The sequence below is a fragment of the Hymenobacter sp. UYCo722 genome (genome assembly GCF_040547115.1).
In the GTDB taxonomy this organism is placed as follows: Bacteria; Bacteroidota; Bacteroidia; order Cytophagales; family Hymenobacteraceae; genus Hymenobacter.
The window spans coordinates 956,970-971,286 of record NZ_JBEPPC010000001.1 but is presented as its reverse complement, the minus strand read 5'-3'; the positions used below and the strand labels follow the sequence as shown (position 1 = coordinate 971,286).

General features: G+C 56.1%; 18 protein-coding genes. 14 read left to right on the top strand and 4 right to left on the bottom strand.

Translation table 11 applies throughout. The features are described from left to right. The first annotated feature begins 53 nt into the window (after positions 1–53). The 4 genes from ABIB44_RS04295 to ABIB44_RS04280 all read left to right on the top strand — a co-directional run bounded on the left by ABIB44_RS04295 (position 54) and on the right by ABIB44_RS04280 (position 2,193). The gene (locus tag ABIB44_RS04295) at positions 54–368 is read left to right on the top strand and encodes a DUF3846 domain-containing protein (protein ID WP_354583385.1); all 315 of its coding nucleotides are present in this window, start codon (positions 54–56) and stop codon (positions 366–368) included. Positions 369–441: 73 nt separating this feature from the next. Continuing rightward, positions 442–1,173, top strand: a complete 732-nt coding sequence (locus ABIB44_RS04290) for a hypothetical protein (protein WP_354583384.1) — start codon at positions 442–444, stop codon at positions 1,171–1,173. 65 nt (positions 1,174–1,238) lie between these two features. Next, positions 1,239–1,481 (top strand): hypothetical protein, encoded by a 243-nt coding sequence (locus ABIB44_RS04285; RefSeq protein WP_354583382.1) that lies wholly within the window; start codon positions 1,239–1,241, stop codon positions 1,479–1,481. Positions 1,482–1,509: 28 nt separating this feature from the next. Next, the gene (locus ABIB44_RS04280; protein ID WP_354583381.1) at positions 1,510–2,193 is read left to right on the top strand and encodes a PD-(D/E)XK nuclease-like domain-containing protein; all 684 of its coding nucleotides are present in this window, start codon (positions 1,510–1,512) and stop codon (positions 2,191–2,193) included. Here ABIB44_RS04280 and ABIB44_RS04275 read toward each other — a convergent pair. Further along, positions 2,165–3,076, bottom strand: a complete 912-nt coding sequence (locus ABIB44_RS04275) for a DUF6998 domain-containing protein (RefSeq protein ID WP_354583380.1) — start codon at positions 3,074–3,076, stop codon at positions 2,165–2,167. The two genes, ABIB44_RS04280 and ABIB44_RS04275, sit on opposite strands and share 29 nt — an antisense overlap. 10 nt (positions 3,077–3,086) lie before the next feature. After that, a complete protein-coding gene (locus tag ABIB44_RS04270; protein ID WP_354583379.1) occupies positions 3,087–4,322 on the bottom strand; it encodes a hypothetical protein in 1,236 nt (411 codons plus the stop codon). Positions 4,323–4,845: 523 nt separating this feature from the next. Here ABIB44_RS04270 and ABIB44_RS04265 point away from each other — a divergent pair. The 10 genes from ABIB44_RS04265 to ABIB44_RS04220 all read left to right on the top strand — a co-directional run bounded on the left by ABIB44_RS04265 (position 4,846) and on the right by ABIB44_RS04220 (position 9,572). Continuing rightward, on the top strand, positions 4,846–5,157 hold the full coding sequence (locus ABIB44_RS04265; RefSeq protein ID WP_354583378.1) for a hypothetical protein: 312 nt from the start codon (positions 4,846–4,848) through the stop codon (positions 5,155–5,157). A gap of 62 nt (positions 5,158–5,219) precedes the next feature. After that, positions 5,220–5,573: a hypothetical protein gene (locus ABIB44_RS04260; RefSeq protein ID WP_354583377.1), complete on the top strand. Its 354-nt coding sequence runs from the start codon at positions 5,220–5,222 to the stop codon at positions 5,571–5,573. Positions 5,574–5,638: 65 nt separating this feature from the next. Beyond that, positions 5,639–5,797, top strand: coding sequence for a hypothetical protein (locus ABIB44_RS04255; RefSeq protein ID WP_354583376.1), 159 nt, complete (start codon positions 5,639–5,641; stop codon positions 5,795–5,797). A gap of 20 nt (positions 5,798–5,817) precedes the next feature. Further along, complete coding sequence (locus ABIB44_RS04250) at positions 5,818–6,420, top strand: hypothetical protein (RefSeq protein ID WP_354583375.1); 603 nt, start codon at positions 5,818–5,820, stop codon at positions 6,418–6,420. A 170-nt stretch (positions 6,421–6,590) separates the two neighbouring features. Beyond that, positions 6,591–6,953, top strand: a complete 363-nt coding sequence (locus ABIB44_RS04245) for a hypothetical protein (protein WP_354583374.1) — start codon at positions 6,591–6,593, stop codon at positions 6,951–6,953. Positions 6,954–6,964: 11 nt separating this feature from the next. Continuing rightward, a complete protein-coding gene (locus ABIB44_RS04240; protein ID WP_354583373.1) occupies positions 6,965–7,285 on the top strand; it encodes a hypothetical protein in 321 nt (106 codons plus the stop codon). After that, positions 7,255–7,866 (top strand): hypothetical protein, encoded by a 612-nt coding sequence (locus ABIB44_RS04235; RefSeq protein ID WP_354583372.1) that lies wholly within the window; start codon positions 7,255–7,257, stop codon positions 7,864–7,866. Before ABIB44_RS04240 ends, ABIB44_RS04235 begins: the two co-directional genes overlap by 31 nt. A gap of 4 nt (positions 7,867–7,870) precedes the next feature. Further along, entirely contained in the window at positions 7,871–8,500 is a 630-nt protein-coding gene (locus ABIB44_RS04230) for a hypothetical protein (protein ID WP_354583371.1), read from the top strand. Positions 8,501–8,692: 192 nt separating this feature from the next. Next, positions 8,693–9,103, top strand: coding sequence for an FtsZ/tubulin family protein (locus ABIB44_RS04225; protein WP_354583370.1), 411 nt, complete (start codon positions 8,693–8,695; stop codon positions 9,101–9,103). A gap of 145 nt (positions 9,104–9,248) precedes the next feature. Continuing rightward, positions 9,249–9,572: a YegP family protein gene (locus ABIB44_RS04220; protein ID WP_354583369.1), complete on the top strand. Its 324-nt coding sequence runs from the start codon at positions 9,249–9,251 to the stop codon at positions 9,570–9,572. A gap of 403 nt (positions 9,573–9,975) precedes the next feature. On the opposite strand, the gene ABIB44_RS04215 is transcribed toward ABIB44_RS04220, so the two are convergent. Both ABIB44_RS04215 and ABIB44_RS04210 read right to left on the bottom strand, forming a co-directional pair. Further along, positions 9,976–12,438 carry a GmrSD restriction endonuclease domain-containing protein gene (locus ABIB44_RS04215; protein ID WP_354583368.1) on the bottom strand — a complete coding sequence of 821 codons (2,463 nt, stop codon included), beginning with the start codon at positions 12,436–12,438 and terminating at the stop codon, positions 9,976–9,978. Further along, positions 12,438–14,279 carry a GmrSD restriction endonuclease domain-containing protein gene (locus tag ABIB44_RS04210; RefSeq protein WP_354583367.1) on the bottom strand — a complete coding sequence of 614 codons (1,842 nt, stop codon included), beginning with the start codon at positions 14,277–14,279 and terminating at the stop codon, positions 12,438–12,440. Before ABIB44_RS04210 ends, ABIB44_RS04215 begins: the two co-directional genes overlap by 1 nt. Positions 14,280–14,317: the final 38 nt, after the last annotated feature.

Below are 14,317 nucleotides of genomic sequence, written 5' to 3'. Positions count from 1 at the left end.
ATTCTTTCACCAGGGGCCGCCAAGCCGGGCGGCCCCACACAAAGCGCCCCATCATGTCAAAAACCGCTACCACCTACCAACCCCAATTGCTCGACCCGCACAGCGCACAGCCGCAGCCGGTCAGCCCCGCCAACGGCCGCAGCTTCAAGCTGGCCGAGTTGTACCGGTTGCTCGATTGCCAGCTGGTCGATGTCATCCGCCTCACGCGCGAGCTGATTCTCATCATCGACGACGAAGGCAAGTTCCGCAACCCCGCTTACCTCAATCTGGTGGCCACCTACCTGTGGTACCACCACCAGCCCGAAGCACGTGGCGTCGACAGCATTGTGGGCCGCGCCATTCTGTGCCACGACAAACAGTTCAAATAACCAACAACGGCAACGGGGCCGGCCGCTAACAGGCCCCACCTTTTTCATTTCCAACCCTCAACCATTTCCCATCATGTCCACCAAAGCCAAACCCCAACGTACCGCCACCACCGAAGCTGGTGCAACCCTCACCACTGCCCCCGAGGCTCCCGTGTTCACGCTCAGCGGCCCCATTACGGCCGTACCCGCCTACCTCACCGAGAAGCTGGACGAGGCCACCGGCGAGCTGGCTCAGGTCTCGCGCTTCCGCTACCTGCCCGGCCACCCGCGCCAAGTGCGTTTCGATGCCAAGGCCGGCCAGTTCAACATCGGCGGCACCGTGCCCCTTGGCAACTCGCTTTCCTTCATTCCGCTGGCTTGGCGCGTGTTTCAGGACGACATTCTGAACATGGGCCGCAAGCTGTGGGCCGAGCTGTTTTTTGCCGACGAGAAAGGCGCTATCTGCGCCGTGCTCTTCCACGGCTACAGCGTCGAAAACCTTTACCGCCTCATTGAGCCCCTGTTTTACGATGACCTGACCCTTGCCGACGTGGTAGTAAAGGTGACAGCTGAGAAGAAGCAGACCACCAAAGACGGCAAGACGGCCACCTACTACATCGCCCTGTTCAGCTACGAAGCCGCCGACGCGGCCGAGGTAGCCGCCCGCCGCGACTTCGCCCGCGACTTCCCCATCTGGCGGGCCGAAACCTACACCGGCAACGCCGACCTGCGCATCCAGCACGCCTACACGGTGCCCGCCCAGGACGACCCCACCAGCCCCGAGCCGGCCGCCGCCGAACCGCTTGCCTTGCCCCAGGCTGCCTAACGCTCCGGCCCCCACGGTGCCCGCCGTGGGGGCCACTTGGTTACTCACTTCCAAAATACTCCATCATGAATCCCGCCGACCCGCCCCAACTGCTCATCGAGCAGCCGCCCCACGACGAGGCCGAAGCTGCCAGCCTGGCCCAGCTCACCGACTTGGTAGCCACCACCGAGCCGCTGCCTGACCTGCGCGACCTGGCCCCGGCCATTCGCCAGCTCTTTCCCGAGCCCGCCTATCGAGTCGGTTGCGGCGGGGCCCACATCTGGCTGGCCCGCGCCGACGACCCCCAGCGCCTGGCCCTCATCTGTTAATTCCTCATTCTTCATTAAGCGTAGCGTCATGTTTCACGCCCTTACCCATCACCCCGCCCTGACCCAGGCCCAGCACCGCGCCTTGCCCCAGGTTAGCAACACCGACCTGTCCAATCTAAAGGCCGCGCTGCTCGGCAAGCCCAACAACCCCAACCCCGTGGCGCTGGCCTACGGCTCCCACTTCCACACCGCCGTGCTGGAGCCCCCGCACTACGTCCGCACCGAGGAGCGGGGCATCAAGTGGACCGACCTGGAGACGCTGGCCCGCCAGGTGCGCCGCCAACGCTACTGCCGCGACCTGCTGTATCGGGGCCAGGCCGAACAGTCCTACACCGCCACCCACACGGACACGGGGATAGGAGTAAAGCTGCGCCCCGACCTGCTGGTACGTAGCCGCGCCGGCCGCCAGCTCACGCTCATCGACTTCAAAACCACCAGCAGCCCCGACCTGGCCCACTTCCTGACCACCATCGAGAAATACGACTACGACCGCCAAGCCGCTCTTTACCTGGACGTGCTCGGGGCCACGCGCTTCCTCATCATCGGCGTGCAGAAGAAGGCCCCGCACGAAGTGTGGCGCGTCGAGCTGACGTCCATGCTTGGCCTCATCGAGCAGGGCCGTAAGAAGTACAACATCCTGCTACGCCACCACGCCCGGCAAAACATTTTAATCTTTCCGTCAATCACCAGCGTGGCCCCAATTTATCATTGATGTCATCTGCCGCACGTTTCGGATTTTCGCAGGTTGCCATATAGATGCCAATTGGTAAGCCCTCTTCCAGAACAGCGGCTGCTTTTTTAGGTAGTTTATACAGGTATTCATCCCTTGCATACAGCCATGCCTGCGCAAATGCTTGGTTAGTGAACGCACTACAGTATAGCTCCTTTCCGTCCCCCTGCACAACAAGAGCAACACCATTCCTTTCTCTGCCCAATTCACGGTCATAATCCGTGTACCTGACAACAGGCTGGTCATTAGAATAACCATCAACGTGTGTCAATTGAAGCACCCGCTTGAACGTGAAGGGGAATCCCGGGATTTTGTGGGTAAGAGGCATAGGCAAGGGGGGCGTGTGGGCAAGAGGCATAGGCGAGGGGCTTTTATTCTGACGTTTAGCAGTTTGTTTCAGGTTGTCCTTCTTTAACAACAAGTTTATTCCATCTTGGGCGCTTTGCGGCAGCGCAGCAATCAATTGTCCCAAGCTGACTTTGCGGAACTGTACACCTTTCAAAACTTCTATTTTCCCTACTTCTAAAGCAGGGCCCGTATACAATTCTGTGAACTTTTGTTCCGAAGAGTGTACAAGAAGCAAAAGCAGGTCATCAGGCAGATTCGTGAGTTTCAAACGCAATTTAGTGCCGTTGCGGTAGTCTTTAATCCTTTTTTCAGACCATGCTTTAACCTGAACAGTTCGATTGTTCTCCTCGACCAACCAAGAGCCATCAACGTCCTTTTGCCCTCGCTTGGCTTTGGTCATGCCGTACTCTTCCTCTGCAATTACTTCCGCTGCCATTCCAATTACGTTGCTGTCGTAATCGCCCAACTCAGCGGCCAGGCGTACAATCTCAAGCGCTTTTAATGTTCTTTCTGTCATGGAGAGTTGACTAGGTGTTGGGCAAAATTCTCTTTTCAATTTGCTTGAAGTAAGGCATCTGACGCTCCTTTGCAAAGGCGGTAATTTTATTTCGCAGAGTGCTTTGGTCTGAAGAGAGCAATCCATTGACCGCAAACTGCAGGCTAACCAGCCACCAGTACACCTCGTAGTAATCCCAGAGCCAGCGGTTGGCCGGAACGTCTAGCGAAGGAGTAAGGTCAGCAAACGCTGCATGGGCCGCTTTCGGTTGGTCAGTACCCAATAATGCCACGGCCCCAAACACGTCCAGCAGTTCGTAATAAACGTTGTGCGGCGGCTGGTACTGCAATTGTTCCAGTTGCTGCCGGGTGCGGGCCACCCACTCAGCCAATGGCAAGTATTCACCGAGCAGAAACAGGGCCTCGCATACCAGGAAATGAAAACCAGCAGGGAAGTAGTTGTAGCTGGCCGGAAGGTCGCGGCTGGCTGCAACATTCGGCGGTTGTGGATGAATGCGCCCCAACTCTTGAAGCACGATGGGCCGGTGGCTGCCAGGGGTGGCTGTAAGGGCCGCAAAGGCCCAACGCCCGTGAGCAAACGCCGGGGTGCCGGCCCGCGGCCGGTGCTGCTGTAGGGTTTGCCACTGCGCAGCAGCCGCAGCAGAGTCGCCGGCTAGGAACGCGCGTAAGTACAGCAGCCCGGCAGCGAAAATAACATCATCGGTATGGCCGGCCGGCTCGATTCGCACCATGTAGGCAGCCAGCAACTGGCCGTAGTAGCCATTCAGGTAGGCCACATCAACGTAGGCCTTTATGAAGTCTTCGTTGCCGGTGCGGTTGTACACAAGAAGGTTCCGTAGGTCATCGGGTACTTGCCGGGTCTGCCGTAGCTCCTGCAAAATCCGGTAGCTCTGTTGTAGGCGGTCAGCCCATGCCTCACCGGTCAGGTCGCGGGTGGGCGCTTCCTGTAATGAGGCCTGAAATTCAACGAAGCCACCACCATAGCCCGCATAACGGGCCAGCGCATTCAGCAAGGGCTCGCCGGGGTTAGGCGTCGGGTTATGGGTGTGAAACAGACGCAGGACGGTCCCCTTGATGACCGGCGGTTCTCTTTTAGCTGGTGGTTCACCCGCCAAAATAACAGCTAGTGCATTGAGGGTTGGCCACTCGTGCTGGCTGCGCCGAATTTTAGGGTTAGGGTTCTTGGCCCGACAGGCCCGGATGAGGGCTTCTTGAAGCGCCTTGCGCTCAACGGCAGTGATTTTCATAAAGCCGAGCGAGTGCTGCAGATGTAGCAGGGTACAATCACAAGCTCAAAGCTAACCGCGTCAGTAGCACCATTACAAATAGCGATAGATGTGGTGGAAAAATGATGTTTGAAAACGGGTGAAATTGATACCTGAAAATGGATAGAAACGGGGGCTTGATTTTGTCTTGCAAGCATACCGGTAGAGTAACAAACGCCAAGCGCAGCTAGGGCGCTACCAAAGGTGCTTCCTCAATTTCATTTACCTGATTCACAACGAACCAGCAATGCTCTACCTATTCCGCTTTTTAGTCAAAATCGCCTGCATCGCCCTGGTCCTCGCCTTCATATTTTCTATTAGCATTGCCTGGTTATTTGCCCACCCAGAAGTAACCACCAAGAGCACCAAAAGTCATTTTCATTACTCCCAACCCACTGCGAAATGATTAAAAGCCTCACGATTCCCGCCGGTAAGTCATACACTCCACATGCATCCTGAGCCCGCAATGGAAGGAGTAGCGCAATACCTAACTGATGTAACCCACATGTGGCACTTCGTGGGAGACTTTATGGAACGTGCTGCCCATGTATTCAAGGTGAAACGCGTCCAAATAGAGGAAAATACTGAGGTGGGCGGCCCTCTGGTGTGCTTTTTCTTCATGCATTCCTACGAAGAGATGCCGTCGGCCGAGGCCGTTCATGCCCTGGCCACACCAATGCTGGATTTCTCCTTTCCGGTGAGCTGTGGAGCTATGGAAGACCCGGGGACAGAATTTGACGAGTTCCAATGCTACTTCTACCTAACCGTTGATTGGCGCAGCGACATTTATTCAATTCGCAAAAGCGACTCCTTCTAATCTGAAGGAGATAGTTGCGGACAGACCGAGCGAATCTCAGCAAGGCAATTCCTCGCGTGGCAATGGAAAAATCAGCGCATTACTACATCGAGTTCGGACCCCTCCGGCAGTTTGTGAGCGAATTGTCGCGGATGCTTGCCGCGTTGCTGCCCGTAACGCGGGTGGGGGCTTACCGCCTCAAGAAGCGGCTTTATGCTCCCCTCATGGTCACGGTATTTGTTCGGCACCGTTCGGCCTTGCCTACTGAAGAGGCGTTGCATGAACTGGTCGAAGCCTTACGCCCATCGGGGTTCACCGTCCGGTTTCGCATCTCCCGATACTCAGGTAGCCACCCCCTGATTCTAGGCGCGTCTTACTTCGAAATCTACATCTACGACCAACCCATTCCCGCGGGCGTGGACTTGAAACGTCGCTAGCTCCCCAGCCTATTCCTGTTGAAGTTCACCGGTTTACCAACTGCATCCTTAAAACCACTCCAGCCATGTCCCGCATCTTCGGCAGCCTGTTCATGACAGCCATTCTGTTTCGCGACGCCTTCCTCCACCACAAGCCCCTGTCGTACCTGCTGCTGCTCGGGGTGTTCACGTTTCTCTGCTTCATCTACGACATCATCTGGGCCATCATCGCCTGGCTGCGCTAAGCCCGCTCCACCACTATAGCATGGCCACTCCCTACGAATTCGTCGCCCGCGAAGTCCACACCCAGCTTCCGACGGCCCGCCTCGCACCCGACCCCAATATGCCGGCGCGTCTCTACCAAAGCGCCTCCGACGTCGACTACTCGCTCATGCACCAGTCCTACCCCGGCGGCTACCCATTCTACTACCCCGCACAACTGACGCTTCCCGGTCGCTCACCCCTGAACCTCCACATCGCCACCGGTTCCGAATCCATTAACGCCTTCACCCGCCCCGACGGCGAGCTGCGCCAACTCCTTGCCCACTACGGCTACTGGCGCATTGAGTCCCAACCCAACCCAGCAATCACCGACTTCTGGCTGCTACTGCTCCGCCTCCCAGACTCGGCGCCACAATACCTGATACTGCCCACCGCCAAGCTGGCGCGGTTGCTATCCCGCGCCTACGACCCTGAAAAGTTCAGCCTGCTAATGGCAAGGGCTGGTTTTTGCTTCGCCGGCCAGCCCCTCACGACCGCCAACCGCCTGGCCGTGCTTCAGGATGCCGCGTTGCTCGATACGCCGGAGAATGCCGACCTAAAAATGGACGCGCATCTCAATAACTGGAATCAGCTACTCAATCAGTAATGCTGCTTGTTATTAAATTCTAAACCCACATTCAGCTCCTTGCCATTGCCAGTGAAGTAGTTGTGATTTCATTTTTTCAACAGGTAGCCTTTTTCGGCATCACTCTCAGTGCCGGATGTCCCGATTGGGCCGGGCAAATGTCGCCCGGGCACCACCTGTCTTTTTTCAAGATGAACCCGTCCTACTGCTTCTCCTACGAGGATTTCCAGACTGAATTAACCAATGCACAAGAGGCGCACCTACGGGCGCATCGGCAGTTCCGAAAGCTGGTGCGTGCCACCCAGCAGGTATTCCGCACCACGCGGTGCGAGGTGCAAATGCCGCTGGCAGGGCCGCTGGTGCTGCGGGCCTATTTCACGCACCGCCACCACGTGCCGGCGTGGTCACTGGTGCGATGCATGGCGCGCGATTTTCTGTACGACATCCCCGAAGGCTTCCTGGCATCCACCGACCTCGATTACTGGACTCCCGACACCGAGCCGGAATACTTCTTCGAAGTGTGCCTGGAACTGCCCCTTTACTTACCCAACTAACCACTTTGCCTATGCCCGACGAGTCGACGGAGCACGAAAAGAAACTGTTTGACCAGCTGTTTGACCAGACACTGCTGCTTGAGCAGGACATCAGCCAGGCTATCAACGAGCAATTTAGTCTCAACGAGTTTGGTCCAACGGATAGTCGGAAGGCGTGGTTCGTGCACAGTATCGTTCGCAATACGGCGGCGCTATTTCGCCAGGAACTACTCGACCTCACCCGCCGCCGGTTCCCTTGGGCCACCTCAGTGGAGCTTGAGCTGTCTTTCAGCCAGGAGGAGCCATACCAATACGTGTACATGTGCCTGTCGCCCTTGCCGCCCTTGCCCTGATGCGTACGGCTCCCAGTCCCACCCCGGCCCAGCTGCAAGCCGTGCTGGCCCAGCTCAACGGCTGCTTCGGCCACTATGGACCGGTTCAGCAGCTGCCGCTTCCTGCCGCCTGGTCCCACCCCGACCCCGGCCTGCTTCGCCTGCGGCTGCCCGCCGCCCTGCGCCGAGCCTCGCCGTGGATGGACCCGATTTGCCCGGATTATCAATACCAGGAAACCTACTGTCCACCCAACACCCTCGACCTGCGCGTGCGCTGCTCACTGCCCGTTTCCATGCTGCCCGCTGGCTGCGCTCGGGCCGGCCATTGGCCGCTAGGCGAGGAGGTGCTGGCTGCTCCAGCTCACGCCTGGCTGCTTCTGCTGCCCGATGCGCCAATACCCGCCCCACTGGCCGGCGTGGTTGTGCTCACCAGCCAGCTGCTGGCATGGCTGCGCGAGTCTCCTTTCCCCGGCTACCTCAGCTACTTCGGCACCTCCGCCACCGACGGCTACCTGGCACCCACGGAACTGGCGGCCGGCTTGCCACTGGCTTCAGCAACTCACTACTCCGTGAACGACTGGACCCAATTGCGTTACTGCTAATTACATGATGAAGAAATTTCTGCTGCTTGCGCTCGGCTGGCTGACCCTTAGCCCGGCACCGGCCCAAACCCGACCGCGCCCCGTGTGCCGCCCGCATCCGCCCATGCGCCGCAGCCGCTTCGACGCCACGCGTCCCCCTGCAGCGGTTGCCTTGCCGACGAATACCATTGCCTTCTATCCCCTGGTCGAGTTACGGGCCCTCAATCTTGCCTACGTGCGGGAACTGAGCCGTCGCCGCCAGCTTCGACTACCCTTGCCGCCAAGCCTGCAGCCTGTGCAGTACGACTCGCTGCTGTTGCCCGGTACCGTACTCCACAATCAGCGCCTTGTTACCGTCAACGGTGACCTTTTCCACGACCACCAGCAGCCTCACGCCGAACTCTGCGGCTACCGCTCCGACCTGATGCGCTACCGCAACCAGCCCGCGCAGCTCGCCCATGCCATCTGGCAGGCCTTCGACGATTCCAAAAAAGGCCACAAGGAGGTGCAGCAGGACCACCAGTACGCATTCGTCAGCGTAAGCTGCTCCGACACCTATTTTGTCGTGCGCCTGGACCGCAAGCCCACCGCGCCGACCAAAGCAGAGCAGCAAGGCTACGTCCAATGGCAAAAGCAGACCATCCCGATTCCATAAGCCGCACTTGCTTCCTGGTCCTGCGACACGTTTTGGCGTAGCGCCCCGGCAACTTCGTCCACTCATCCAGCCTCTGCTTTTATGCCCACCAGACTATTTCGCGACCAACAGCCAAGTTCTGAAGTACGACTCCAGGCGGCAACCCTTCTTTCAGAATGGGAGCAGGCCCGTCCCGGCGGCCTTCCGCCCATTATGCCCGAATTCCGAGCCGCTTACGACCAATTTGTGGAGGAAGCACTCAGCGGCACTCAGGAAACCAATCTGGAAGTAGCTGATTTGCGCGAGATTTTGCTTGACTCCTGTGGCATAGCCATTGGTCGTGCCGAAGCATCCGGCCCAGGCCGTGCCCTTCGTGCCCTTGCCGAAGCTTACCAGCGCCCGCAAGTGGTAGGAAACCAGACAGCCACCCAAGGCAAGGTATTGCTGGCCATCCAGACCCAGCCCGCGGCCGAGCTGCAGATGGACGAGCTCACCGACATCACCGAAACCCTGCAGAAAAGCTTGGGCTACGATTGGGAAATGATTTTTGGCCACGGCATCGTGCCTGACCTAGCCAATGAGCTTCGCATCATGTTCGTGTTGGCACCTGGTACTCTCCCCTAATTCACATAGAAAGAAGTCCGCGGCGCTGCTGCGCCACCATGCCCGACGAGTCGCCGGCTTATCAGTTCCGCTCACCATGCTCGCGTCGTTTGCGCCGGCTGCTTAACTTAACGCCAGTCATTTTCACTTAATTTCCTCACTCCGCATGGCAACCTTCCAAATCTTCCAGAGCAGCGGCCAGTACTGGTACCACCTGCGCGCCGACAACGGTGAAATCGTCCAATCTGGCGAAGGTTACACTACCAAAGCCAGCTGCGAAAACGGCATCAAGTCAGTTAAAGTCAATTGCCAGCCTCAGCGCTTCGAGTCATTCTTCAACGCCGGCCAGTACGGTTTCAACCACGTGGCCGCAAACGGTGAAATCATCGGCCGCAGCGAAAAATATACCACAGCCCAATCCCGCGACCACGGCATCCAGGTGGTACTGCACGAAGCCCCCGAGGCCCATGTAGAGGACACAAGCAAATGAGATAGTCTCATTATAATAAAAGCCCCATTGCAGGTACTGCGATGGGGCTTTTATTATAATGGCTGTTGGGTGCTACTCAGAAATAAATGGTGACCCAATATGCTAGGTTTGTTTTGCAATACCCCGGCCGTACGGCTATTGAGGGCACCTAAAGGCCTAGCACGAAGTGTAAGAACGGGCCAATGCTGCCAACAATTATGGCAATAGCGAATGAGTGACGCACAAAGAAGCGGGGTTGGGATGTCCTTTTCATTCCGCTAATATAGGTGCGCCAAGCTTTTTTGTAAAGGCAAATTCGCTTCGAAAAGCTAACAGCATCCCGTCAGGATAGAGTATGGTCTATTCTGCTTAAAACTCTTGAAAACATCAGACGGCGGATTGACACTTTATATGATTAGACCAGTCAAGCTGCCCCAACGCTCAAAGCAATAGCCTCCGAAATAGCCACCCCGGTTTTCACCAAATCCCATTCGTCAGGCTGGCTCATGCGCCACTGTGTGGGGGTATCGACTACTTCAACCATCGTGAACTCCTGCCGCAACCGCTCCGGCAACTGTGCCCATACGCCTGTCAGGGGCAGGAGGCTTTCAGGCAGATGCAATTGCCAACCATCTTCATCCAGCCGTAAGCATACGCCCGATTTACCGGCTAGTGGCCCGTATGATAATTTGCCATTATCGTCACCGGTGGCATAACAGGCCTGCTCATCGCACAGCTGAGGTATTTTAAGAGCAGTGGCGCGTATGTAGGGATTGATGTGCCAGCCATTGAGGGTTGTTTTAGATAGCTGCTGACACATATTCTCAGAACCCCAAACGAAATAACTCCGCTGAATTCCCCAGTTTTTCTCAGCACTGGACAGCACCATATTAGCATAGCGGATGAAGTGACGCTGCCAGATAGGTAATTCACAGAGAGAGTCTTCATCAACCTTATCAATCATGGTTTTCAAACGTGCCTCGCGGCTTCCGCTACCAGCAGTTTGTTGGTAGGCCGGCAGGAAACGTGACAGCCAATCTTTCACTCGCTTACTGCTTTCCTGGTCATCAGTAGTAAGCACCGCTATCCATCCATTCGTTTTCTGATAGCCATGCCCGTGCCCGCCAAAAAACCAGCGCCATTTTCTGTCTTTTACCGAATAGTCCGCAACCGTAAGGCCGGCGCGGATAATTAAGGCCTTTGGGTCATTGGCGGCAGTATCAGGCCATATGCTGGCCACGGCCTCCGCTGTTTCCGCAAGTTCCTGAGCATTTCCCGTCAGGTCGATATTATGCAACATGCCGCGCAGGGCGCTATTATCCTCTAGTTGCTGCAAAGCTTTCTTCCAAGTGGAATATTGCAATTCAGGCTGTTTTACCAGCAGCCTGGCCTTTTCACGCTCGTTATCTAAGCGTGGCGTTTCGGCCGGACAATCCGGGGCAGCAAGCAGACAGTAAGGATTTTGTGGGGTTTTGTCATTCGGCAGTAGGAAGCTGATTGTGCGTAGATAGTTAGCCAGATATTCGCTTTTGACATTCCAGCTAACAGTGTACAAGTCAATCGACTGTTCTTGCAGCATGCGGTTGCGTACTACCCGCAACAGGTCGCGCAGGTCGCTTAAGTTAGTTTCGGCGTTAAGTTGGCCACCGTACCGCACGGCATATGTTAGCACTACAAAAAATAATGTCTCAGCCATTGGCCCGGGCTTTTCGAACTGACAGCAAGCACTGAATAAGTTGCAATCAGTTGCTTCAGCATGTGCATTCCAGTCCGCAAAAAAACGCACGCGTCCATCTGCGGTATTATCCGCAGTTAACAGTTTTGCAAAAAAAGCATCCATGCTACCCACAGTGCGACTCACAGTGGCCAGTGCATTAAGCGAAAGAATTAAGAAATCTAAGTTTTCCGGCTTCGAGTATACTGCTTCGTAGCGAGCGAAGGATGGTTCGGTAGTTAGGTCGCTGGATTTAGCTGTACCGGGCAAATCGCGCAGCCATAACATCCTCGTTACGAAATTGAGGTAAGTCCGAAAGGGGCCATCCACCGCCTGGGCAGGGTCAGTAAGCGAGGCGTTACTCAGCCTGTTTTGCCAGAAAAAATCCGTCCAGTCCCCGTCCATTTGCTCGGCAAAACTGGCAGCCTTAGCTGGATGTTGTTCGTGCAGAAACTCATCGAACCGCGCCTTCCAGTTCTCAAAACGAGTTAGGGCTTTACCCCGTGCGTTCATGCGGGTATAGAGGTCGTCGGTCAGGTGCAAAGTGCCCAGATTCAGAAACTGAAACGTGAGTGGGGCAACTGTTCCTTTCAGGTCGGCCCAGGTGGCGGTAGGGTCTGGTAGGTTCTTAAATTGCTTGTCTAACTCGTCTAGCATTGTTAGCATGCCGCTCACGGTCGGGTCGCGGTGCCAGGCCAGTCGAAACCACGCCGCCTCGGCCAGCGTCGCCGAGAGTCGTCCGGTGCCGGTTGGACGGCGCGGACAGTTGGCCAGTTCCGCGCAAAAATCACGGGCGGCGGCCCGCACTTCGTATGAGAATTTCCGCAGCGTGTCCCGCTCTTCCTGTGGCACTTCGTCTAGTCCGGCGGCGCCCGTCGCCAAATACCAGTGTAGTAAAAACAGGGTAGTCAGGCGCTGCTGCCCATCAAGGGGAGTGAGCACACCCCCGGCCTCGGTGCCGTATACGAAATCGAGGCCTAGCGGCAGGCCAACTGCACCATCTACACCGGGAAAAGCCCCGCGTAAAGCCTTTACAAATTCCTCCCGAACCTGCTTTATGGTCGGACTGGACCGCCCCTGAGCGTAGTCGCGCTGCAATAGCGGAATAGCTAATTGTTTAATAGATAATTTATTATCGGTAAGTAGTTGCCAGAAAGAGTATTGCGAAGGCATTAGGATTGGGTAGAAGAATTTATAAAAAGGAGAATGCTTCGCTCAATAGCAGCACGGTAGTGCTGGCGGTCAGCTTTATTCCAGCGGCGCAGGTCGTCAGGGTGCGGGGTATGCGTTTTCAAAAACACTTCAAGCGTAGCGGGTGGCACAAATCCGCTGCTGGCATGGTGCAACTGTAGCAGCTTGGCACGTTTTTCAGGAAAAACGGCATTGCTTAGTGCCGAATTATCCCCGCCACCCAGCAGGGCCAGGTTCTCCAAAGCGTGCAGAGGGTCGATGGTGCCGCCAGATGGTGGGGCGGCAGCCAAATCGGAAAACCGGGCGATGTACGTGGTGCGAAGGGCCAGCATCGTTCCTGCCAGCTCTTCATCAACTATTTCGGCTTTGAGGCTTTGCTGCGCCTCTGCCACTCGAAGTTGCAAGTCGGCCTTTTTTTCCTGTTGAAGGCTGTCTGGCCATTGCTCGAATTCTTTTTGCCAGTCGTCCAGCCATACTTGATAGGTACTGGGCGACTCACTTTCCATCTGCGGGTTTTGCGGGTGGATGTGTTCCAGCGACCATTTTTTCTCTCGCAAATATTTCTCGAAGGGAAAACGCCCGCCCATATTCCGCGCCTGCCACGTCGTTACCACGTTATGCAATAGCAAAATGTTATTCAGCAAGCCGTTGTGAGACTTGTACTGCAATTGGTCCCACTGCTTAGTCGCATTATCAGCGGTAAGGCCCGCGCGGTCAGCTATGCGCCGCGCCAGCTGTACCAGAAAAGCGGATTTTGTTTCGCTTTCTGCCAGTGTTAGCAATTCTTTCAGTTGCGAATCTTTCAATTGCCAACGGTCACCAACAGCTACTAGGTAGCCCACGCGATGATATAGGTCGGGGTCGTCGTACCAGCCGCGCAACCGTTGAAACACTTTTTCCACTGCTTGCCAGTAGTGCCAGTTATCCGCAGGCAATTTACCTTTTAAACGCTTTTCCACTGCCTGGAATAGCGCCAACGGCTGGGCATCATCTATCCTTTCGCGTTGGTCTTCCACTAATCGCAGCAACCATTCCAGGCGCGGCGGACGTTCGGGGTCGTCTCGCTGTCCCAGCCAGCCCCAGAAATTGGGCTGCCCCAGCGCAGCCTCCATACTGTCCCAGGCGGCGGCCAGCTCAAACTGCCATGGTGCATACGCCGTCTCGGCGCCGTTGGTAGTGGGGCGTTTCAGCAATAACGCCTTAATCAGTTCGGCGTTGGTGAGCGGAATCTTGCCAGCGTTGAGGCGCGTAAAAATTGTCTGGGCATTGCCATCAGATGAAGGCGTCTGATACCAGATAACACGGGTATGTCCCAGTAGCTTCGCGCAAAAGTCATCCAAATACTCCGCTGTTTTCCCCTCCCTCCATTTCTTGATAGCGGCAGCAGCTCCGTAGACGTAACTGGCTTCGAGCGGCGCTTTTTGTAAGTCGATGGCCGGTTCCCCGGCATTTTCGACTTGGCTGACGGCATCCTCTAAGGTTTTCCTGCTAATAGTTTGGCGGCTGTCGTTGTCAAAATCCAGCGAATAAGGCACCAAATTATAATTAAGTAGTCGCTGAATCAACCAAATGGTAGTCAGTCGCTGCTGCCCGTCGATGACCTCCCAGCGACCCGCTTTCTTATCGCGTACCACAATGGGTTGCAAGCAGTAGAACGCTTCACCGTTAGGTTGGAATTCAGCAACATCTTCCAGTAATTGCTGCACTTGTACATCCGTCCAGCGGTAACCGCGCTGGTAAGTTGGAATATGAAAGTGCTTACTTTTCAGTTCTTCGATAGAAAGGGTGCCTAGGCTTTGACCTAGCATTCCAATTGCTGACATAGGCATACGGCAGGCGATGATAAGTGAGGCCTGGCCCG